Source organism: Achromobacter sp. HZ34 (assembly GCF_002209485.1).
Lineage (GTDB): Bacteria > Pseudomonadota > Gammaproteobacteria > Burkholderiales > Burkholderiaceae_B > Bordetella_C.
Genome location: NZ_NJIX01000002.1, coordinates 297,641 through 318,648, shown reverse-complemented (window position 1 = coordinate 318,648; position 21,008 = coordinate 297,641). Strand labels below are relative to the sequence as shown.

Genomic DNA, 21,008 nt, shown 5'->3' with positions numbered 1-21,008 from the left:
CATCATGCTATTCCCCGAATCCTGGCTGCGTGCCCTGGTGAATCCGCCCATCGATACCGAGACGCTGGCGCATCGGTTGACGATGGCCGGTCTGGAAGTCGAAGAAACCCAAACCGCCGCGCCGCCGTTCAGCGGCGTGGTGGTGGCGCATATCGTCGAGATCGCGCCTCATCCCGATGCCGACAAGCTGCGCGTCTGCCAGGTTGACGATGGCACCGGCCAGTTGCTGCAGATCGTCTGCGGCGCGCCCAATGCGGCCGCTGGCCTGCGGGTGCCGCTGGCGCGCGTGGGCGCCGAACTGCCCGGCGGCATGAAGATAGGCGTGGCCAAGATGCGCGGCGTGCAGTCGTCGGGCATGTTGTGTTCCGCGCGTGAACTGGGCCTGTCGCAGGATCACGGCGGTCTGCTTGAGCTGCCCGCCGACATGGTCGCAGGCACCTCGCTGCGCGAGGCGCTGGACCTGGACGACACCGTGTTCACCCTGAAGTTGACGCCCAATCGCGCCGACTGCCTGTCGATCCTGGGCGTGGCGCGTGAAGTCGCTGCCCTGACCGGCGCGCCGCTGCAGGCGCCGACGGCTGAACCCGTGGCGGTGACGCTGCAGGACCGCTTGCCCGTGCGCGTCGAAGCGCCGGATCTGTGCGGCCGTTTCGCTGGCCGTGTGATCCGTGGCGTGAATGCGCGCGCGGCCACGCCGGACTGGATGAAGACGCGCCTGGAGCGCGCTGGCCAGCGTTCCGTGTCGGCGCTGGTGGACATCTCCAACTATGTGCTGCTGGAACTGGGCCGTCCCACCCACGTCTTCGACCTGGACAAGATCAAGGGCAATCTGGTGGTGCGTTGGGCCCGCGCCGAAGAGCCGGTGACCCTGCTCAATGGCCAGACCATCAAGCTGGCGCCGGACGTCGGCGTGATCGTCGCTGGCGATACGGTGGAGAGCATGGCCGGCATCATGGGTGGCGACGCCACCGCGGTGACGCTGGACACGCAGAACATCTACGTCGAGGCCGCCTTCTGGGCGCCTGACGCCATCGCCGGCCGTGCGCGCCGCTACAAGTTCAGCACCGAAGCCAGCCATCGCTTCGAGCGCGGCGTCGACTACGCCAACATTCCCGAGCATCTGGAATTCATCACCAGCCTGATCGTGGCGATCTGCGGCGGCCAGTGCGGTCCCGTGGATGACCAGGTCATCAATCTGCCGCAACGTCCGCCCGTGCGCATGCGCCTGGCGCGTTGCCATCGTGTGCTGGGCGTACCGGTCGAGCGTGCCGAGGTCGAGCAGATCTTCACGCGCCTGGGCTTGCCCTTCGAAATGGATGGCGACACCTTCGTGGTGCAGCCGCCGTCCTATCGCTTCGACCTGAGCATCGAAGAAGACCTGATCGAGGAAGTGGCGCGGGTCTATGGCTTCGAGCGTATTCCCGATGTGCCGCCGGTGGCGCGCGCGAAGATGCGCATGGATCCCGAGACCCTGCGCGGTCCGCACGCGCTGCGCCATCTGCTGGCAGGGCAGGATTATCAGGAAGTGGTGAACTTCAGCTTCGTCGAAGAAGACTGGGAACGCGACTATGCCGGCAACGCGGATCCCATCCGCCTGCTGAATCCCATCGCCAGCCAACTGGCGGTGATGCGTTCCAGCCTGTTGGGCGGCCTGGTCGCCAACATCGTGCACAACGCCAATCGCAAGCAGTCGCGCGTGCGTGTTTTCGAGCTGGGCCGTGTGTTCCGCCGCGACAAGGCAGTGGCCGATGGTCCGCTGGCGGTTGCCGCGGTCGAGCAGCCGTTGAAGCTGGCGGCGGCGGCCTGGGGCCCCAGCGTGGAAGAACAATGGGGCGCGCCTGTGCGTCCGGTGGACTTCTACGACGTCAAGATGGACGTCACGGTGCTGTTCGGCAAGCGGGGTGCTGACCTGCGATTCGTCGCGGTGCATGCACCGGAAGCACACCCGGCCTTGCATCCGGGCCGCAGCGCTCGCATCGAGCTGGACGGCAAGGTTGTGGGCTGGATCGGTGAATTGCATCCGCGTTGGGCGCAGAAGGCCGAACTGGTGCATGCGCCGGTGCTGTTCGAAGTGGACGTCGATGTGTTGGAGCAAGGTGCCTTGCCGCAGGTGCGTGAGCTGTCGCGCCAGCCGGTGGTGGTACGCGATCTGGCCTTGTGGGTGGATGAGGGCGTTACTGCCCAGTCGCTGCAGGACACCATTGCCAGCACGGTCGCTGGCGATCCGCGCCTGGCCATTGTTCAGCATTACAGGCTGTTCGACGTGTGGCGCGAAAAAGCCCAGAGCGGTGCCCAAGTGGCTGATTCTGTTAAGGAAAAAAGCCTTGCTTTCCGGTTCTGGCTACAGGACACTGACGCCACGCTGGACGAAGCCCGCGTTGCGGAATGCCTGGGTACCATCCGTGATGCGCTGATCAAGGCGCACGAGGCCCGGCAGCGCGCGTAAGAAAACAACAGGGGAAATGACCATGCTTACCGAACCTCGAACGTTGACCAAGGCCGAGTTGGCCGAGCTGCTCTTCGAACGGGTGGGTCTGAACAAGCGTGAGGCCAAGGACTTCGTTGATACCTTCTTTGAAGAGATCCGCGATGCCTTGGCGGTTCGTCCAGGACCTGGCGAGCCGGATGAGGAGCCGCCTTCAGTCAAGCTGTCGGGTTTTGGGAATTTCCAGGTACGCGACAAGCCGCCGCGTCCTGGCCGCAATCCCAAGACAGGCGAGACCATACCCATTGCGGCACGCCGGGTCGTGACGTTTCACGCCAGCCAGAAATTGAAGAGCGTCGTTGAAAACGCGCCGCCGTCGTCGACGGCCAGCGATTCCGTTGAGTAATCGTCCCGGGCCTGCCCGGGGTTGATGTGTCCACGGCCGCGAGGCCATGCTGAATCACGTTCCAACCATGACTCGACCCGAACCCGCTGTCGCTTTGCCTCCCATTCCCGCCAAGCGCTACTTCACCATTGGTGAGGTGAGCGACTTGTGCGGGGTCAAGCCGCATGTGCTGCGTTATTGGGAGCAGGAATTCACGCAACTCAAGCCCGTCAAGCGGCGTGGCAATCGCCGCTATTACCAGCATCATGAAGTGCTGTTGATCCGTCGCATCCGTTCCTTGCTGTATGAGCAGGGCTTCACGATCAGCGGTGCGCGCAATCGTCTGGGCGATACGCGCGACGTGCCGCCTTTGGACCAGGACGCCGCGGTGCGTTTGAGCGGTACCGAGATGCAGTCCTTGCGTGCGGAGTTGCATGGCGTGTCGGCGGTGCTGGCGGAGGCGTTGCGGAATTTGCCCGAGGCGGGTGGGGCGGTTGCGGGTGCTGCTGCCGGTGCCACGGGGGCGGGTGTCGTGCAAGGTGGCGACGTCGCGGATAGCCTCGATGTTCGTGATGTGCGCGATGCGGACGAGGGTGTCGATGGCCGCGACGATGATGCGCAAGACGACGATGGTTTCGATGTCGACGAGGATGGAGATGATGACGACGACATCGATCTTGATGACGACAGGCGGGCATCATCAAAATAATTCAGGTTTTCTTCACCGGTCCCCAACATTCCTGTTTTAACTCTGATATACTTTCGTTCTTCTTCGGGGCGTAGCGCAGCCTGGTAGCGCACTTGCATGGGGTGCAAGGGGTCGCGAGTTCGAATCCCGCCGTCCCGACCAGTAGTACTGAAGGCCGTCTGTGGCAACACAGACGGCCTTCTTCATTTTGGCGAGCGTTAGCCCAGTGCCGCACGCATGGCCTCATCCAGCGCCGTGTTTCGCATCAGCCGCACACAGCACCCTTGGGCATGTGATCGGCCGCGTGAACTCTTTTCGTTGCCTTGCAATCAAGGGGGCAATCCACGCGGGGCCGGTGCCGAGTGACGCGCGTGATCAGGTCGCCGACGATTGCATCGGACTCCAGGCGCGGCGCGCGGTTGGCGATATTCCGCATCATCGAAGCCGCCCATTTGGCTTTTACGTCGAGCACACGGATGCAGTAGAGACATTTTCAGCGATGCTGACATGGACCGAAGGCGCATGGCGCATGCACGGTCTTGGCGGCAGGCAAATCATTGCGATGCGGTCGCGGAGTCCGACAGCATGGTTTCGGCGATATCCAGCATTGCCCGCAACCTATCCATGTGCCGCAGGTCGTGGTGGTAGCCAACCCATATATCCCGGGTCGGAGGCTGGTCCGGCGTGTCGATCCGCTGCAATCCGAGGACTGCATCGCCGAGTGGCCTTGGCAGCACCGCGATGCCCATCCCGCTCAGGCACATCTGAGCCTGGACCGACCGATTCGTGCTTGTAAAAGCACGTCGGCAAAGCGGGAACCTTTCCAGTACCCAAGCGACATCGGGAAAGTGCGCTTGGGCGGTATTCATGAGAATGACCCCCACGGATGCGGGATCGTCCTGCAATGCCTGGGCGGTCAAAGCCGAGGCATACACCCCATATGAAATTCGCATCAGGCGGCGCTGAACAATTTCCGGTTCGCTGAAACGTACGATGCGAAAGGCCACGTCGGCCTCCCGACGTGAGAGATCGAGTAATCGATGGCTTGCAATCACTTCCGGCACGACAGCGGGATGACGATGTTTCAACTCGACCAAGACGGGCGCCAGGACATAGCCGGCGAACCAGTCCGCTGACGAGATCCTCAGAATGCCTTCGAGGCGTTGGTCGTTGCCGGTCAGACGTCTTTCCATGGACAGCGCGGAATCCTCCATGGACTCGGCCAGTGCCCGCACGTTGTCACCGGCATCCGTGAGCACCAGCCCGTCCTTTGTTCTACGAAAAAGCGGTTGCCTGGCTTCGTCTTCAAGCGCCTTTATTCGGCGACCCACTGTCGGATGGCTCACGCTTAGCACGCGGGCGGCCTCGCCGTAGGACCCGCTGCGAGCGACTGCCAGGAAGATGCGAACGTCATTCCATTCCATGCCAAGCGTGTCCGTACAAAAATGTACGAGAAATGTACATGAATGGCAGTGTTAGAACAATATTGTTTGGATCATCATGCGACTCCAGGACGACTGTCCATGACTCGCACGCGCTATGACCACATTCACCCAAACTACGCGGACGGCGGCCCCTGACTCGCGCCGCTGGCTCGCTTTGGCCGTTCTGCTGACAGGCACCCTGCTGCCACCCTTGGATTTCTTTATCGTCAATGTGGCACTTCCTGCCATACGGACGGACCTGCAAGCTTCTTCCGACGTCTCGCAACTGGTGATCTCGGTGTACGCCGCAGCCTATGCCGTCACCTTGATCCTGGGCGGTCGTCTGGGGGACCTCTATGGCCGCAAGCGCGTATTCATCGCCGGCATGCTTGGCTTTGGCGCCGCTTCGGCGTTGTGTGGCGGGGCGCAGTCGCCGGGCATGCTGGTCGCCGGTCGACTGCTGCAAGGGATATCGGCAGCGATCATGGCGCCGCAATCATTGGCCTCGATCCACGCCATCTTTCCGGCAAGCGAGAAGAATCGCGCGCTGAGCTTATACGGCGCGACATTCGGCTTGGCCTCCGTGGGCGGTCAACTGCTCGGAGGCGTGCTGGTTTCGACCAGTCCGTGGGGGCTGGGGTGGCGCAGCGTCTTTTTGATCAACCTTCCCATCATCATCATCGCCGTTCCCGCTGCAATCATGCTGCTGCGTGAAAGTCGAGCAGAGCGTTCGCCTCGCTTGGACGTGCCTGGCGCTCTGCTGCTGGCGGTGGGCTTGCTGGCGCTCGTGGTTCCGCTTATCGAAGGGCAGGCACATCACTGGCCGTGGTGGTGCATCGCGCCGTTGGTTTTAAGCATGCCGCTGCTATGGCTCTTCTGGCGGTATGAAAAAGCCCAGGAGGGCGCCGGTAGGACGCCTCTGGTCCTGCCCTCGCTCCTGGCCGTGCGTGGATTGCGACGCAGTTTGGCATCGACGTTCCTCTTCTATGCGCTGGCCGCGTTCTTCCTGGTGTTTGCTGTGTACGAACAGGTTGGCCTGAACCATGATGCGTTGACTGCCGGCCTGGCCATCTTGCCGCTAGGCGTCGGCTTCTTCCTCGGCCCATTGATCAGCCCGCACATCTCACGGCGAATGGGCTCACGCACCGCCGGGTTTGGCATGGTTCTGGAGGTGGCCGGTCTGGTCACGGTCGCAGCCCTGGCTTTCGCCGGTGCCTCGCCGTGGCTTGCGTTGCCCTTGTTTCTGATCGGCGCCGGGCAGGGGATAGCCCTTCCCGCGCTGGTGCGCTTGAACGTGGATCACGTGGAAACACGGTGGGCGGGGCTGGCCTCGGGCTTGGTCACCGCCACCTTGCAGATCAGCGCGGCGGTAAGCGTCGCCCTGTTCGGCGGTCTATTCGTCGCGATCGCGCCTGATGGTGCGAGTGTTCAGGAAGTGCGGCTCGGCTTCACGGTGGCTTCATTGGCCATCGCCGCGTCACTGGCACTGGCCGCAGTGCTGAGTTGGAAACGCCAAGCAACATGAATAATCAAAAATCCCTTTGCATCGTGGATGAATGCTTCCGAGAGAACGCGCTGTCATGAATACTGCCTTGAAGACGCCCTTATCTGGTCTCGCCTATAAGCGGGCGCTTGTTACCGGTGCCGCGCGTGGCATTGGCGCAGCAATTGCGCTAAAGCTGGCCGAAGACGGCGCAGACGTTGCCATCACCTACGAGAAATCGGCCGACAAGGCCGCGGCGCTGGCTGCCGAGATCCGCGCCCTGGGCCGAAATGCCGTCGCCATCCAAGCCGATGCGGCCAGCCCTGATGCTGCGAAGGCCGCGGTTGAACAGACTGTGCGGGACCTAGGGGGGCTGGACATCCTTGTCAACAACGCAGGCGTCCTGATCCCAGGTCCGTTTTCCGAACAGTCGCTTGAGGATATAACCCTGCAGCTCGACGTCAATGTGCGCGGCGTTTTCATGACTACCCAGGCCGCGCTGAAATACCTTCCCGATGGCGGTCGTATCATCATCATTGGCAGCAACGCCGGCCTGTCGGTGCCGTTCGCTGGCATTGCGGTCTACGCGGCGACCAAGTCCGCGATGGAGAGCTTTACCCGCGGGCTTGCCCGTGAACTGGGTCCTCGTGACATCACGGTCAATCTAGTCCGCCCTGGACCTATCGACACGGACATGAATCCCGCCGACGGTCCGTTGGCGTCCTCTATTCTGCCTAGCCTGTCCATTGCCCGCTACGGCAAGACCAGGGAGGTCGCCGAAGCGGTCGCCTTCCTGGCCGGACCTGGCGCCGCTTATATCACCGGTTCGGGCATCCTTGTCGATGGCGGCATAAGCGCCTGATTCTGCGGCGCATGTATGGAGAAAGAGCATGACCAAGATGATTGTCGTCTGGTCCACTTTGGCCGGAGGGGGCGTCAACTAGGGCATGTCGTTGCTCCTGATGGGTCGTCGCTATCCGTGGTTCGGCTCAGGTGAAATAGAACGCCAGGCCGTTCGCGCCGTAGACCTGCCTGCGCGCATGCTCGTCTGGAATGGCCAGCTTGAGCCAGTCGATGGCGCGGCGATAATCTGTGTCCTTCTCCCCGCCCACGAAAGGGCAGTCGCTGGCCCACAGCATCTTGTCGTAGCCGACACGTCGGCACAGCTCCTGCGCACATCCCAGGGCATAGTCGCCCAGCCGGTACGCGCCAGACAGCTTCACCCAGGTACGGCCTTTTTCGACGGATTCGACCATGGCACGGAAGCCCTCGCTGGCCGTGCCCTTGACGGGATCTGGGCGGCCGATGTGATCGATGACGATCTTCACGCCCGACTTTTCCAGGTACGGCAGGACTTGCGGCAGGCGCGGGCCGTCGATATGCAGGTGGACGTGCCAGTCCAGGTCGACCAGCCGGCGCAGGAATTTCCGGTAATCCCAGCTGTCCAGGTCGGGCAATTCCTTCATGCTGATGAAGGGCAACCGCACGCCGACGATGCCGTCGCGATCCATCTGATCCAGCACCACCCGCTCAATGGACGGCTGCGTGATGATCGTCCCGCGTAGCCGGGGATTGCCGCGTATGGATTCGATGACGTAGTCGTTGTAGTCGCCCCACGGGCTTGCTGCGGCGATGGCGGCATAACGGACGCCGTGCTTGTCCATCGCGGCGATGAGGTCCTCCACCGTGAAGCTGTAGTCAGGATTGTGGCGTGGGTTGGGAATCAGCGGCATGTCCTGTTTGAAAACGTGGACATGACCGTCGACCAGCAAACCTTCCGGGGGATAGGGCGGGATGCTCATGCATGGCTCCTTCATGATGTAACAGTAAAGATTCGATGAACCGCTCCTGGATCGCCCCATGCGGGGCGGGATCGTTCCGATGCCGCTTATTGCGCCTGGATGCCCGCCTGCTTGATGACGGCAGCCCACTTGTCGACATCGTCGCTCAAGATGGCGCCGATCTCCGCAGGGCTGCTTCCCTTGGCTTCCGTGCCCAGGTCCCGCAGCCGTTGTTGTACGTCCGGCATCTTGAGAACGTCGTTGAGCTGGGAGTTCAGCAGCGTGACGGCTTCGTCCGGCACACCCTTGGCCGCGAAGATGGCATTCCAGCCGGTGACTTCGTAATTCAACCCGCCCTCGCGGACCGTCGGGACATCGGGCAGCCAGGCCGAACGCCGCGAGCCTGTCGCCGCTATTGGAATGAGTTTGCCCGCGTCGACGATCCCCTTGACCGCGGCGTAGGAGTCGAAGGCGATGTCCACGTCACCCCGAACCACGGCCGAGATGACGTCTGACGTGGTCTTGAAGGGGATGATGGAAGCATTCAGATGCGACGACGTTTTGAACAGCTCGGCAGAGAGGTTCTGGGTGCTGCCGGGATTGATGGTGCCCAGGACGACAGGGCGTTGCTTCGCTCGCGCGAGGACATCGGCGGCCGAGCGCAGCGATCCCCCCGCCTTGGCCAACAGGATCAGGTCGAAATAAGCGACCGTCGATACCGGCACGAAATCTTTCACCGGGTCATAGGGCAGCTTGAACAAGGACTTGCTGATCGCGGTGCCACTTGAGAAAGCGATGAAGGTGTAGCCGTCGCGTTCGGCATTCAATGTTGCTGTCGCGGCCACTATGCCGCCGGCACCGGGCCGGTTCTCGACGATGACCTTCTCGTTGAAGCGCTCGCCGAGCTTTTGCGCGACGAGGCGCATAGAAATGTCAGCCAGGGCGCCGGGGCCGAACGGCACGATGATTCTGACGGGTTTGTCCGGATAGCGTGCCTGAGCTGCCGGCGCTGTGGCCAGCAACACTGCCAGCAGCGCGCCGCTTATCGCGGCGTGCCATCGTCTGTGCGCGGCGGGCCCGGCGGTAAGCCGGACGGTAGCGTGGGCCATGCCTGTCTCCTGGTTTTATTCATTTACAGTCCGATGGCGCCCGGGGAAGGGCGTCAAGGGCTGTATTACAAGGAGTCTAGGCAGGCCGGCCGTGCGCTACAAATGAATTCTTTGGACCGATTTATTCGCTGCTTTCATCGGACGCGGCAGGCAGCCCTGCACGCAATGCATCGATGAGAAAACCGCGCAGGGTCTGCGCGATTTCCGGCAGCGTCACCCCACGGCGTGTCAACACCGCCAGGCGGCGCGAAATGCTGGGCTGCAGCAATGGCCGTGTCACCAGGCCTTCACTAGCGGCCACGGCCAGTGCCGGTACGATGGTCAAGCCAAGCCCGGCACGTACCAGATCCAGTGCGATTGCCGTGTGTTGCGTCTCATAGGCCCAGCGTAAAGTCAGCCGTTGGTCTCCCAGCGCGTCATCGATGGTGGTGGCATTGCCCGCGGGCAGGCTGATGCGGATCAACGTTTCGCTCTGTAGCTGGGCCCAGCGCGCGACGCGCTCATGTGCCAAAGGATGATCCTCCCGGCAGACCAGCACGAAGGGTTCCTCGGCGAACGGCTCGACCGCCAGGTGAAGTGGATTCGATGTCGCGACGGAAATGCCGAATGCCGTCGTTTGCGCGTGGGTCAGCTCTGCGATCTCCTGAATCGAGTTGTCGAAGACCCGAACCGCGATCCGCGGATGCGCCTCACGGAAGCGCAGCAGGGCAGGGGCAATGCGATGCGCGGCTAACGTGGGCAGACAGCCGAAAGCGAGCCATTGCGGGGCGGTCCGGCTGTGTTGCCGCAAGGTGTCGTAGGAAAGCTCGAATTCCCGTATCGCGCCGCGCACTCTCGGCAGCAACGCGCGGCCGGCATCGGTGAGCGTCACTTCGCGCGTGGTCCGGGCCAGCAAGGCCACGCCCAGGCTGGCCTCCAGCTTGCGGATGCGGTGGCTGATGGCGGTTTGCGACAAGCACAGATGTGCTGCCGCTTGTTGGAAGCCGCCTTGCTCAATAATGGCCAGAAAGGCCTGCATGCCCAGGAAGTCGATTTGCATGCATGCCATTAAAGCAAAGATTCAGCCTCGGATCAGCCTCCCAAGCGTGTGGCGCTGCGCCCATGCACAGTCCGGGATCCGAGCGGGCTTGACCATACCAACAAAGCCGATTTCGTGAGGCACGACGATCATCGTGATGCCGGAATTGGCGAGATTCTCGATCACGTCGAGGACCTCGCCTAGCCGCTCGGGGTCGAGCGCCGAAGTTGGCTCGTCGAAAAGTATCAACTCCGGTCGCATCGCCAAGGCGTGCGGGGCCGCGTCCTCGGCTGCGCCTGCGCTGGTGCCACGGAAGCAGCGCGAAGTATTCTGCAGGATCTCATGCTTGGGCTTGCATAGGCCTGCGTTTATGCGCGCATCAGCCTGGCTAATTGATCAGAAGCAAGGAGGTCGCGCTTTGCCGATCGCCGGAGGGGGGCCGCGGAGGCTCATCGCTTGAGGGTGTCGTACACCTGGTCAGCGAATCTCGCGAAATCAACGTCAAGTTGAGAGACGCCGCCGGCGTCGTGGGTCGTCAACGAAACGTGGACCTTGTTGTAGGAATTCGACCAGTCCGGGTGGTGGTCCATTTTCTCTGCCATCAGGGCACACTGGGTCATGAACCCGAAAGCGGTTCTGAAGTCCTTGAATACGTAATCGCGATGGATTGCCCCTGCTGGGGCCTTATCGAAATTCCATGCAGGAGATTGTTGGATGAAGGCCTGAACACTTTCTGCATCAAGCAAAGGTCGCATAGGGAACGCTCACAGGGCGGGTTTAAGGCGTTCAGCCATACTGTACGCATTCCCGCGCACAGGCAAGTGCCACGAACGCCACAAAGGCTTCTGTGCTGACCGCACACGCAGGGCAGTCGCGTGCAGCAAGAGCCATCGCTACCAAAGCCATGGCACTGATCGGAGCTGGTTCTGAGGGAAAACGGTTCGCCAGCGCCCCCAGCGTGCTCTACCGACCATGAGCTTTGTGCCGGTAATCTTCGGAGAGCGGAGAATTTCTCTAATTGCCTCGACAGAGGCCTGCACGGTCGCCGCGCCGATTGCTGACGGCGCGTTTGCCAAACTCCGAGGCTTGCGCGTCGAACTTGATCATCACGGTCAAGCCCGCTCTCGACTCACTCCAGACATTTGACCTTCTCGAACGCGACCATTTGTCAGCCCCAAGAATGCCTGAACACCGCGGCCTATGCGGCGTTGTACAGGTGATGCGAAAGGCTGGGGCGGCAGCGGCATGCCCACCATGCCGGGGGGCTGCCTCGTCAGGGCTCGGCCCGCCTCAAGAGGTGTCGGCCGAAAGATCGCCTGGACCTTGGAAGGGGGCAAGGGCGAAGAAGGGGAGCACAGGGGCGTGGTGGTGGTGCCGGTTTGAGCGAGTCCCTCCGCGGGTGCTTCGGGCCGGGCTGTCGCGCGAATCTCTCAAGGGGCGCTCAGGATGGGACCCCCATGAAAGGTCCTCGTACCGGCGCGGGGTGATGCGAGACGGTATAGTGAGCACCCCGGCGATCTCATGTGGAACGTTAGCCATGCAACTCCTAAGCTATCTCGGTAAGCCGTTGAAGAGCGATGAGGTCATCGAGCTACTTGAGCGTTTCGATATGCAGGTGGTCTACGAATTCGACCGGCTCCATGAAGATTCGCCCGACGCCTATTACGCCTCGGCGTATGACGGTGGTTTTCAGTGCGGCTTTAACGAGCACCAAGTGCTCAACGTGATCTGGACCTATGTGAGTCCGGCCGAAGGTCATGCGGCAGTAGATCTCGCCACGTTGGGTACGCCGGCCTTCGATCGCTTTGCGCTCGCGCGTGACTACGCCCAGCACAAGGGGATTCGAACCACCCAATCTCAGTCTGGTGACGGCTGGATTCGGTTTGAATACGACACTGCCTGGGTTCACTACGAATTTACCGAGGGACGATTGACGCGCGTCACCCTGTCTCGGCCGAATCCATAGCGGCGGAGCGTGACGACGCGTCGTGCATCGTTATCCATCCCTCTTGGGCGTTAGCTTACTTATCGCGTAGCCCGAAGGCCATCCCGTCATCCCGTGGAGACGCTATGCGTCCGCCTATCCCAATTGAATACGAACAGTACATTGCCCAGCACGGCCTTGCGGAGTTCGAGTGCTGGATCCCTTCTCGTGAGGACTGCTTAGCCATTATTTTCTGGTCTCTTGCTGAGATCGCCGAGTCGAGCGACGCATAGGTCTGGATATGCCAGCCTTGTCCACGCAAGCGTCCGGCCCAGGCATGCCAGGGGGTGCACGGGCCCGGCGGCACCGTTCGTAGGTGGGACCGCCGTGTGTCTTCTCAGGATGGTCAAGCTGCGTGGGGGCCGCTTCTAGCGCCGCCTCTCGAAGCAGTCCTACGATGCCACATGGATAGTGGATATCGATCGTTTTACCCACAAAGCGTTGGGGATCGTCAACTGCGAGCGCGTTGGCGGGATGGGCCACATAAAATCCATCACTGACCTCCTGAGATGCCTTGCCGCCTTGAATCCCGTTCAGGGGGCCGTGATAACGCTCCCCCGTCTCGGGACCGTCGATGGCGATGATCGCGGGGAGGACCCACACTGAGGTAGGCTCGGTCTGGTTTTCGAGGGTCGGCGCATGCCGGCGCGCCTGCCGATACGATTCACGGAGCGCATACGCCTGTTCGGCCGGCATGACCTCATAGTGCCAGTCCTCTGCGTCGGTATAGTCTTCGACGCTGTAACGCCTGACGAGCGCCTCACCCTGGGTGTCCAACGCCAGGATCGTGACGGATTCTCGTATATGGGAGTCTTCATCGCTTCGCCTCCAGATCTCTGCGCGATCGAGGGGCGCAACGGTGGCCGGCAGTATCGGATGGCGCGCGAATTGCCAGAGGTCAGGAAGGTAGCCGCCCGACGCCTAGGACGGGTTAGGCGCCAGGAACCGCAGCAACGACATCTTCATACGCATACCGTTGGCGAATCAAACCGGCATGCTGGAAGATGTCCAGCGTCGCTTCAAATGAGGGACGTGAAATTGCGATGTCCGAACTCCAGTTTCCGAGCTGTTGATAGCTGGTGATGGTTGTTTCAAGGACATCCAGCGGCACGCCCTCGAAATAAGACTGTTCGATACGCGCAATCTCCGCAGCCGGGCGGCTGAGCAGGTCACCGCAGGCCTTACGATAGGCCCTCGCGAACGCCGCAGCCTTCGGCGTCGCCAACCATTCACGTTTGGCAGCCAAACTGGAAAACGCGCACAGGCCGATCACATCGCCCAACGACGTCACAATGTGAGCCTTGCCGTCGTGAGCAAGTTGCTGCGGCATGGGCCCTTGCAAGTGGACATAGTCCCCCGTGCCACTGGCGAAGGCCTTCAACATTGCCTCGGGCGGTCCCGCTTCGATCATCTGCACCTTCGAGATATCAATGCCGGCCTTGAAGCACGCATACTTGAACATCGTCGTCGGCTGCACTCCAGGCGTGACCAATACTTTCTTTCCTTCCAGCCGCTTCCACGTGAAAGAGGGATCCGGCGCACGAGCGGCCAGAAAGAACCCATCCTTCTGGTTAATTTGAGCGAAGTGGACATTGGTGGGACGGTTGCCCTTCTCCAAGTCATTGAAGGCTTGACTGGGTGCGGTTTGAACCACATCCGCAGTTCCATTATCGAGACTGGCCAGCGCGGATCGACCCGCCGACGACACAGAGATGACAGGGCTAAGTCCTTCTTCGGCCAGATAGCGGCCAGCGACCGTCAACACCAAAGGCGAATAAAAGGCGGAAAACAGCGTGAATTCGATTCGTACGGTCTCTGTGGCCTTCGAAGCGAACGCAGCTCCCGCGAGTGCGGCTGTGGACAGTTTGAGCATGTTTCGACGAGTAATCATGAAAGGTCTATCAACTAAGCAATCGGACCCAAATTCTCCATTCACGCCAGTATCAGGAAAAGCGACTAATTAGCTTAAAATCACATTCCTAAAAGTGATCTATTCGCCGGTAGGGAATTCAGCCAGATGACGTTCAAGCAACTTGAGGCCATTTATTGGGTTGTCCGGCTCGGCGGCTTCGCGCAGGCCGCCAACAAGCTTCACACGACACAGTCGGCCATATCGAAGCGTATACAGGAATTGGAGACGCTCTTCGACACCACCCTTTTCGACCGATCCGCACGATCTGCTCGCCTTACCGAACGCGGAGACCAAATGTTTGAGCTCGCTCGTCGTATGCTTGAACAACGAGATTCCGCGATTGAGGGTTTCCAACTTCCTCATCTAATCGACCGCCACGTGCGCATCGGGATCACGGAACTCACTGCGATGACGTGGTTGCCCAGACTCGTCAGTGCCGTCCAGCAGCGATTTAATCGGGTTGTCATCGTGCCGATCGTAAACACGGGCGTGGTCCTGCGCGACAAGCTCGTCGACGACGACGTGGATCTGATGATCGTGCCAGATGCCGTCGAAGCCGACGGCTTCGAATCCGTGCCCCTCGGCGAAGTGGATAGTGCTTGGATGTGTAAGCCCGGACTCGTCGGAGACAAAACGGAATTCCACGCGCATGAAATGGCATCGCACCGCTTGCTCATTCAAGACGAGCGATCTGGAACGGGGCCTCTTTACAACCGTTGGCTGCGATCCCTCGGGCATAGCGCTGACGACCGCGTCGTAAGCAATAGCGTACTTGCTATTATCGGCCTGACCATTTCTGGATTGGGCATCAGTTATTTGCCGAAGAATTGTCTAACACCAATGCTCGAGTCAGGCGTGCTTCAGCTGTTGACGGTTACTCCAACGTTGCCCCCCGCGAGCTATGCCGCAGTGTTCAAGGGTGAACTCGGCAGCACAATCATTCGTTCAATCGCCGACTTGGCCGCAGAACAATGTGACTTCGGACGGATATTTCAAACGGAATGAGGCGCTCAGGCGTGCGCGCGCCCGACGCCGCGATAGATTGCCAGCGCTTCCTTTCGTTCGTAACGCATTGCTTTGGCGATGCAGGCCGCGGGTCCATTGGCCTCGGCGGGCAAGGTATTCTCTAACGGCACGATTACGCTGCAGTCGGCGGCCAATCTCGTGTTGTCCGGCACGACGGCGTCAACGTCTGGCGACCTCACACTTCCTTGTACAATAAAAATCCTGATTGAAATCAATGACTTATATTCTTGGCCGGATTTTCCATCAGGTATGCGGTGATCTCTTGAGTGTTTTTGGAGCGCTTTCTGCAGCCGAATGGCAACGTCGTTGGCGAATGTTCGGCGAGAAAGTCCAGGCACCGTGGTTCGGATGCGTAAGCAGCGGCGTGATGTAAGACACCAGGCTCAGTCTCATATATTTTCAGTGAACTATTTTTCCAGTCCCTGGTCCGAACGTTGAAACGTATCTGACAAGGAACTGAAAATATGTCGATTCAAGCCATCCTGCAGCAATTGCTCCAGTCGGGCCAAGGCCTGACCAACGATGTGGCCTCTTCGGTTGGACTGGGTCAGCAACAGCCACGGCAAAACGCCGGCCAGGGCAAGTCCGCGCAGCTTGGGGGCTTTACAGGCGGCGCTCTGACGGGAGGAGCGCTGGGGCTGCTGCTCGGCAACAAGAAATTCCGCAAGATGGGCGGCAAGGTGGCTGCCTATGGCGGCATGGCCGCACTCGGTGCAGTGGCGTTCCGGGCTTACCAAGACTGGCAAAACCAGTCGCGCAATCAATCCTCCCAGACGCATTCCCAGCAACCTGCGCCGCGGATGCCGCAGCAGGCCCATGCCGCGGCCAACCATGTCAATGCTTCAATCGGCCCCGCTGCGGTATCCCTGCCCGTCACTCCACAGGCTTACGCCCAGTTGCCCGCCCCCGAAATCGAAAACGACAGCCGCAATGTACTGGCCGCCATGATCACCGCGGCCAAGGCAGATGGGCACATTGGCCCACATGAGCAGCAGTTGCTTGATACGGAATTCAAGAAGCTGCAAGGCTCCGAGCAGGACCATCAATGGATCGCTGGGCAGTTGGCCGGCCCGGCAGATCCCGCCGCCATCGCGAAGCTGGCAACCACTGCTGAGCAAGGGGCGGAAATCTATCTCGCCAGCTTGCTGATCACCGATGCCGACAGTTTCATGGAGCGCGCCTACCTCGATGAACTGGCCCGCCAGCTCGGTCTGCCTCCTGATCTCAAGCAGCACCTGGAGAATACTGCCCAGACACATTCGGCGGCTTGAGTTGGATATTAGCTGTATGGCCGAGACCATTGATGCTCTGTAGAAGACCGAAGTGAGCCATCGGCGAAGCCCTTGTCGGAATCGAAGTTAAAGAGGCTGTTTTACTTTAACCAAACAGCCTCCGCCAAAACCGGGGGGATTCACACTGTCTGGACGTTCTTCTCAGTGTTCATGGAGATGTCTCCAATTCTGATGGTCGTGATGATCATCAGTCGAACTTGACCAAGTCCTTGAAAATCAGCTGGCCCCAGCTTTTGTCGTGCGCCTGCACAAGCAGTCCACCCTCCGAAAGCGCGCCGAGCTTGATCGGTGCGAAGCCGAGATTTTCCGCAAGCGTGCCGATCTGCGTGGCAGCATCATCGTCGTCGCTCGCTAGAAACACGACCCTTCTGCCACCATGCACAGCCGGATCCTGGTCAAGGAGGGGAGCGACTAGATGGTTGAAGCCCTTGACCAGTTTTGCGCCGGAAAAAGCCTGCGCGACGAAACTGGCGGAAGGCTGTCCTCCCATTTCCTCCGTGGGCACGCCGTAGGCATTCGTCACGTCGACGATTGTTTTTCCCTCCCAACTGGGCAGCGCCTTCGCGACATTTCGATGCGCCTCAAAACGGACGGCGAGGAAGATGATGTCCGCGTTGACGGCCTCCGCCAGTGTTTTGGGGATAATCGTGGGGCCGATCGCTGCCGCATCGGCAGCAAAGTTTTCCGGCTCGCGTGTGGTTGCCACGGCTACTTCGATGCCTTTGCGGGTAAACGCGTGAGCCAAGGCTCGGCCCACCTCGCCGAATCCGATAATTGCGTAGTTCATATGTATTCGCTTGGTTGGCAGCGCCCGATAACGTCCAGATGTTGGATGGACTGACTCACCGGACGCTGCGTTTCAGAGTTGCGCCAGGCCGCCGTCAACGGCAACCTCACTGGCTGTCATGAAGCTGCTGTCCGACGATGCAAGAAATGCAGCCACGGCCCCGATTTCCGCCGGATCGGCCATGCGCAGAAGCGGAGTCATCGCGCCGTAGGCCTTCTGGCCCTCTTCGCCCAGCGCCTCCTTCGCGAGGTCGGTCGCCGTCGCACCGGGCGACAGCACGTTTACACGGATCCCGGTGCCCTTCAGGTCCTCCGCCCAAGTACGTGCGAGGTTGCGCACGGCTGCCTTGCTCGCGCTGTAGGCAGTGAATCCGGGGGCGCCAGTTGTGCCGGCGCTCGATCCGGTCAGGATGATCGAACCGCCTTCGCTCATCAGGGGCAGCGCCTTCTGGACCGTGAAGATCGTGCCCTTCACGTTGGTGTCGAAGGTTTCGTCGATGTGCGCAGCAGTGATGTCGCCAAGCTTGAGCGGGCCGCCCGCGCCGGCATTGGCGAAGACGATGTCGAGGGTTCCGCGCTCAACCTTTACCGCTGCATAGAGGCGATCAAGGTCGGCCTCATCCGAGACCGAGCCCATTACCGCGCGGGCATTAGGCCCGAGCTCGGCCATGGCAGCGTTGAGCGCTTTCTGCCGACGGCCGTAGATGAAGACGAAGGCGCCTTCCTTGATGAAGCGCTTTGCCGCCGCGAGGCCAATGCCGGTCGCGCCGCCTGTGACGACAGCAGTTTTTCCATTCAGTTGGTTCATGTTACGCATCCTTAGGTCGGTAGATGGAGGTAGTGACCTCCTTTGTTGACCCTGCCAATATAATCTTGTCGTTTTCGCTTGATTAGATGGCATTTCCTGGAATAATTGTTTCACCAGCGGAACAATTTTCAGAAAACTTCATGAACCGAGATCTCAATGACACCATGGTGTTCGTCAAGGTAGTAGAGCTGGGCAGCTTCACGGCTGCCGCGAACACGCTGCACATGCCTAAAGCGACCGTCAGTCGTAGGGTGCAGGAGCTAGAAGAGCGATTGGGTGCCCAGCTACTGCATCGCACCACCCGCAAGCTCGGCTTGACCGAAGCGGGCAATATTTATTTCGCGCATTGCCAACGCATTGCGCGCGACCTCGACGAGGCGGAAAGCGCTGTAGGTCAATTGCAGAGCGGACCGCGAGGTTGGCTGCGCGTCACCGCATCGCATCCCGTGGGCAACACATGGGTCGCGCCCTTGCTCAGCGAATTCCACGCCCGACATCCGGGAGTGCGCGTGGAACTGCTGCTGAGCAACGACCAGGTCGACATCATCGCCGGCGAAATCGACGTGGCGTTGCGCGTGGGCGCACTGGCGGATTCCAACTTGGCGGCACGCAAGCTTGCCGTGTTCCATACCGCAATCTACGCCGCGCCCAGTTACATCGCGCGTTTCTCCGAGCCGATGCATCCCGACGATCTGATCCACCATCGGGCAACGGTGCAGACCAATCACCGTAGCGCCCACGGCTTCGCCTGGACTCTCGACGATGGCAACGGAAATCCGCACGAGTTCCCGGTCGACCCCGTCATGATTGCCAGCGATCCGAGCGCGGTGCGCACCGTAATGTTGGATGGCGAAGGCTTGATGCTGACCAGCGACGTCTATGTGCGGGCGCTCGTCGAGCAGGGCTTGGTGCAACGCGTGCTCCCCGGCTGGCGTGGCATGGACGTCGATTTGCATGCGCTGTTCCCGCGCGGCCAGGTGCAGTCACCGAAAGTGCGTGCGTTCGTCGATTTTCTGGTCGAGCGGCTGAATATCGAGGAGAGCTACCTGGAGGTGTTGAACGATGACACCGCGCGTGGTCAGCGTCCCGCTGCCGCGAGGGAAGCCCGAGCGAAGGCGGTGGCAGAAAGGCACCAGGTGCTATCCGAGGTCGCGCCAAAGGCAGCGCCGGCGGTCGCACGTGTCAAGGGCAAGCGATCGCGTACGCTCGTCTAGTCGGGACCATTTCCCGAATCCGGCGGGCTTGAGCGTCTTCGCCCTCCGCGGCTGCGTAGCGCTGCCATCAAGCCGAGTGCTGCGAGCGCACCATCAAAGTCGGCCACGACCGACGCGACGCTCGAGTACGGAACGGCGAGGACAACGAAGTCACCGCAACGAGCCTGGCGAGCAGCGCCCGCGCATTCCCGGCGTTCTCATTTGGCCGCGTGCTTCTTTGCCGGCAGAACCTTCTTCCAAATCGCATATTCATCCGGCATGCAGACCGCACACGGCCGGTAGCCGGCCGCCACTGCCGTTGCCGCATCGGCGAAGAACACGCGCTGTTTCACATAGCCGCCACGCGCGATCGCCTGCAGCGCGGCGCGGCAATCGAGCCGGCCGTACAGCTTGCCGCCACGATGGCCGCCATAGGTGCCTGGTATCGGGCTGGTGTAAAGCCTGCCATCCGGCCCTAGCAGCGTGAATGCCTTGCTCACAGCGTGTTCTTCCGTTAGAGCCCTGGCAGCATGGCGGTCTGTGGCGCTTCCTTCCGGGAAGCGATTGCTTCTTCATGCTCCAGCAGCCAACGCTTGCGATGCAGGCCCCAGGCATAGCCCTTGAGGTCGCCATTGCTGGCGATGACCCGATGGCAAGGCACGATGATGGCGATCGGGTTTCCGCCGTTCGCAGCGCCTATGTCGATGGCCGCACGTGGGTCGTCGAACCCCAGGGACTTGGCCAGCTTGCCATAGCTCGTGGTCGTGCCCGCTTATTAGAGGCGCGTTACACCCAGGTCACCGAACAGATAGGTATCACCGCTATCGCGTTTGGCAATACTTTGCCTGCGGGGAAGTTCTGGGAAACTCCAATTCTTGCGATGTAATGTGCTAACCCTGGCCCTGATCTGAGTTTCCACCCGATTGTTATCGGTAAGCGCTAGAGACGTAGCCAGGGCTGCAACAGCCGCAGGCCCCGGCTCTTGATGCGCATCGGTGCGTCGGTGGCGCCCAGGGTGATGCACGGTTCAGCACTGGTGATGACCGGTTGGTGCTCGACGTCACTGTCCAGATCGGCAACGTCGCCCGCTCGAAATACACCCAAGTGATCGGTGTAGGCGCCACGCAGGATGAGACTGAGTTCGTTGCGGCCGTGCCCGTGTTCCAGCAGTCGGATGCCCGGGGCAAGCTTGAGCAGGAACAGTCGTCCCTCCGGGACGCGGGCACGTACGTGCTGCACGCCCGGCGCAAGGAAGCGCCACCGCACCCCGCTCAACGTCGCGCCAAAGTACGGCTGCACCGCCACGGGCAATGCGTCGTCCTGCTCCATGCCACTCGCCGTGGGCGAAACGTCGAGCCCAGCCCCGCCGTGGCGTGCTCGGCCAGTCGCACGGGCGGCGTTCATACCGGCTTCATCGGTGCTGTCGCTTTGATCGAGACGTCGCAACATTGCCATACGTGCCGCCGCTGCGACGGCTGATATCGGCTCGGCGTCACGTGGCCGCTCTTCGCCGCACGGGGCGACGTCCGCTTCTATCAGCGCACCGCCCAGCGCATCGGCTTGTCGCAACCTGATGCGGCAGCGGGCGCAGACTGCAAGATGGGCGCTGGCAACGACCGAGAGCGGCAAGGGCAGGGCACCAGCGCTATAGCTGAGCAACGTCGCATCGTCCAGATGGTGGTCTGGTTTCATGA

General features: G+C 61.1%; 19 protein-coding genes, 1 tRNA gene and 3 pseudogenes. 10 read left to right on the top strand and 13 right to left on the bottom strand.

What is annotated here, in order from left to right; translation table 11 throughout:
• Window positions 1-4 precede the first annotated feature (4 nt).
• The 4 genes and pseudogenes from pheT (at window position 5) to CEY05_RS08175 (ending at window position 3,660) form a co-directional block, all read left to right on the top strand.
• Window positions 5-2,446, top strand: coding sequence for a phenylalanine--tRNA ligase subunit beta (pheT, locus tag CEY05_RS08190; RefSeq protein ID WP_088598002.1), 2,442 nt, complete (start codon window positions 5-7; stop codon window positions 2,444-2,446).
• A 22-nt stretch (window positions 2,447-2,468) separates the two neighbouring features.
• Window positions 2,469-2,831 carry an integration host factor subunit alpha gene (locus CEY05_RS08185; RefSeq protein WP_198952722.1) on the top strand — a complete coding sequence of 121 codons (363 nt, stop codon included), beginning with the start codon at window positions 2,469-2,471 and terminating at the stop codon, window positions 2,829-2,831.
• A gap of 67 nt (window positions 2,832-2,898) precedes the next feature.
• Window positions 2,899-3,276 (top strand): annotated as a pseudogene (locus tag CEY05_RS08180) (MerR family transcriptional regulator); the annotation flags it as partial.
• Between the two features lie 307 nt (window positions 3,277-3,583).
• Window positions 3,584-3,660 (top strand) — tRNA-Pro (locus tag CEY05_RS08175).
• A 392-nt stretch (window positions 3,661-4,052) separates the two neighbouring features.
• Here the strand turns inward: CEY05_RS08175 and CEY05_RS08170 are convergent.
• Entirely contained in the window at window positions 4,053-4,922 is an 870-nt protein-coding gene (locus CEY05_RS08170) for a LysR family transcriptional regulator (RefSeq protein ID WP_088598000.1), read from the bottom strand.
• A gap of 115 nt (window positions 4,923-5,037) precedes the next feature.
• Between CEY05_RS08170 and CEY05_RS08165 the strand changes: the two genes are divergently transcribed.
• Window positions 5,038-6,447: an MFS transporter gene (locus tag CEY05_RS08165; protein ID WP_088597999.1), complete on the top strand. Its 1,410-nt coding sequence runs from the start codon at window positions 5,038-5,040 to the stop codon at window positions 6,445-6,447.
• 55 nt (window positions 6,448-6,502) lie between these two features.
• Window positions 6,503-7,267, top strand: coding sequence for an SDR family oxidoreductase (locus tag CEY05_RS08160; protein ID WP_088597998.1), 765 nt, complete (start codon window positions 6,503-6,505; stop codon window positions 7,265-7,267).
• A gap of 127 nt (window positions 7,268-7,394) precedes the next feature.
• On the opposite strand, the gene CEY05_RS08155 is transcribed toward CEY05_RS08160, so the two are convergent.
• From CEY05_RS08155 to CEY05_RS08135, 5 genes and pseudogenes are all read right to left on the bottom strand, one after another.
• A complete protein-coding gene (locus tag CEY05_RS08155) occupies window positions 7,395-8,207 on the bottom strand; it encodes an amidohydrolase (protein ID WP_088597997.1) in 813 nt (270 codons plus the stop codon).
• Window positions 8,208-8,293: 86 nt separating this feature from the next.
• Complete coding sequence (locus CEY05_RS08150) at window positions 8,294-9,295, bottom strand: tripartite tricarboxylate transporter substrate-binding protein (protein ID WP_088597996.1); 1,002 nt, start codon at window positions 9,293-9,295, stop codon at window positions 8,294-8,296.
• Window positions 9,296-9,416: 121 nt separating this feature from the next.
• Entirely contained in the window at window positions 9,417-10,343 is a 927-nt protein-coding gene (locus CEY05_RS08145; RefSeq protein WP_233161428.1) for a LysR family transcriptional regulator, read from the bottom strand.
• Between the two features lie 93 nt (window positions 10,344-10,436).
• A pseudogene (locus CEY05_RS08140) lies at window positions 10,437-10,595 on the bottom strand (ectoine/hydroxyectoine ABC transporter ATP-binding protein EhuA); the annotation flags it as partial.
• 167 nt (window positions 10,596-10,762) lie between these two features.
• Window positions 10,763-11,068, bottom strand: coding sequence for a 4a-hydroxytetrahydrobiopterin dehydratase (locus tag CEY05_RS08135; RefSeq protein ID WP_088597994.1), 306 nt, complete (start codon window positions 11,066-11,068; stop codon window positions 10,763-10,765).
• A gap of 782 nt (window positions 11,069-11,850) precedes the next feature.
• Between CEY05_RS08135 and CEY05_RS08130 the strand changes: the two genes are divergently transcribed.
• Complete coding sequence (locus CEY05_RS08130) at window positions 11,851-12,279, top strand: hypothetical protein (protein ID WP_088597993.1); 429 nt, start codon at window positions 11,851-11,853, stop codon at window positions 12,277-12,279.
• A 204-nt stretch (window positions 12,280-12,483) separates the two neighbouring features.
• On the opposite strand, the gene CEY05_RS08125 is transcribed toward CEY05_RS08130, so the two are convergent.
• Together CEY05_RS08125 and CEY05_RS08120 are read right to left on the bottom strand one after the other, a co-directional pair.
• The gene (locus CEY05_RS08125) at window positions 12,484-13,074 is read right to left on the bottom strand and encodes a hypothetical protein (protein ID WP_088597992.1); all 591 of its coding nucleotides are present in this window, start codon (window positions 13,072-13,074) and stop codon (window positions 12,484-12,486) included.
• 154 nt (window positions 13,075-13,228) lie between these two features.
• The gene (locus CEY05_RS08120) at window positions 13,229-14,188 is read right to left on the bottom strand and encodes an ABC transporter substrate-binding protein (protein WP_088597991.1); all 960 of its coding nucleotides are present in this window, start codon (window positions 14,186-14,188) and stop codon (window positions 13,229-13,231) included.
• 126 nt (window positions 14,189-14,314) lie between these two features.
• On the opposite strand from CEY05_RS08120, the gene CEY05_RS08115 reads away from it, so the two are divergent.
• Both CEY05_RS08115 and CEY05_RS08110 read left to right on the top strand, forming a co-directional pair.
• On the top strand, window positions 14,315-15,214 hold the full coding sequence (locus tag CEY05_RS08115; RefSeq protein ID WP_088597990.1) for a LysR family transcriptional regulator: 900 nt from the start codon (window positions 14,315-14,317) through the stop codon (window positions 15,212-15,214).
• Window positions 15,215-15,699: 485 nt separating this feature from the next.
• Window positions 15,700-16,506 (top strand): tellurite resistance TerB family protein, encoded by an 807-nt coding sequence (locus tag CEY05_RS08110; RefSeq protein WP_088597989.1) that lies wholly within the window; start codon window positions 15,700-15,702, stop codon window positions 16,504-16,506.
• Between the two features lie 208 nt (window positions 16,507-16,714).
• On the opposite strand, the gene CEY05_RS08105 is transcribed toward CEY05_RS08110, so the two are convergent.
• Both CEY05_RS08105 and CEY05_RS08100 read right to left on the bottom strand, forming a co-directional pair.
• Window positions 16,715-17,314: an NADPH-dependent F420 reductase gene (locus CEY05_RS08105; protein WP_088597988.1), complete on the bottom strand. Its 600-nt coding sequence runs from the start codon at window positions 17,312-17,314 to the stop codon at window positions 16,715-16,717.
• A gap of 72 nt (window positions 17,315-17,386) precedes the next feature.
• Entirely contained in the window at window positions 17,387-18,121 is a 735-nt protein-coding gene (locus CEY05_RS08100) for an SDR family NAD(P)-dependent oxidoreductase (RefSeq protein WP_088597987.1), read from the bottom strand.
• Window positions 18,122-18,261: 140 nt separating this feature from the next.
• On the opposite strand from CEY05_RS08100, the gene CEY05_RS08095 reads away from it, so the two are divergent.
• Window positions 18,262-19,335, top strand: a complete 1,074-nt coding sequence (locus tag CEY05_RS08095; RefSeq protein ID WP_088597986.1) for a LysR family transcriptional regulator — start codon at window positions 18,262-18,264, stop codon at window positions 19,333-19,335.
• A 197-nt stretch (window positions 19,336-19,532) separates the two neighbouring features.
• Here CEY05_RS08095 and CEY05_RS08090 read toward each other — a convergent pair whose 3' ends face one another.
• From CEY05_RS08090 to CEY05_RS08080, 3 genes and pseudogenes are all read right to left on the bottom strand, one after another.
• Window positions 19,533-19,814, bottom strand: a complete 282-nt coding sequence (locus CEY05_RS08090; RefSeq protein WP_088597985.1) for an Ada metal-binding domain-containing protein — start codon at window positions 19,812-19,814, stop codon at window positions 19,533-19,535.
• A 14-nt stretch (window positions 19,815-19,828) separates the two neighbouring features.
• Window positions 19,829-20,086: pseudogene (locus CEY05_RS08085) on the bottom strand (methylated-DNA--[protein]-cysteine S-methyltransferase); the annotation flags it as partial.
• Window positions 20,087-20,253: 167 nt separating this feature from the next.
• Window positions 20,254-21,006 carry a ChrR family anti-sigma-E factor gene (locus tag CEY05_RS08080; protein ID WP_088597984.1) on the bottom strand — a complete coding sequence of 251 codons (753 nt, stop codon included), beginning with the start codon at window positions 21,004-21,006 and terminating at the stop codon, window positions 20,254-20,256.
• Window positions 21,007-21,008: the final 2 nt, after the last annotated feature.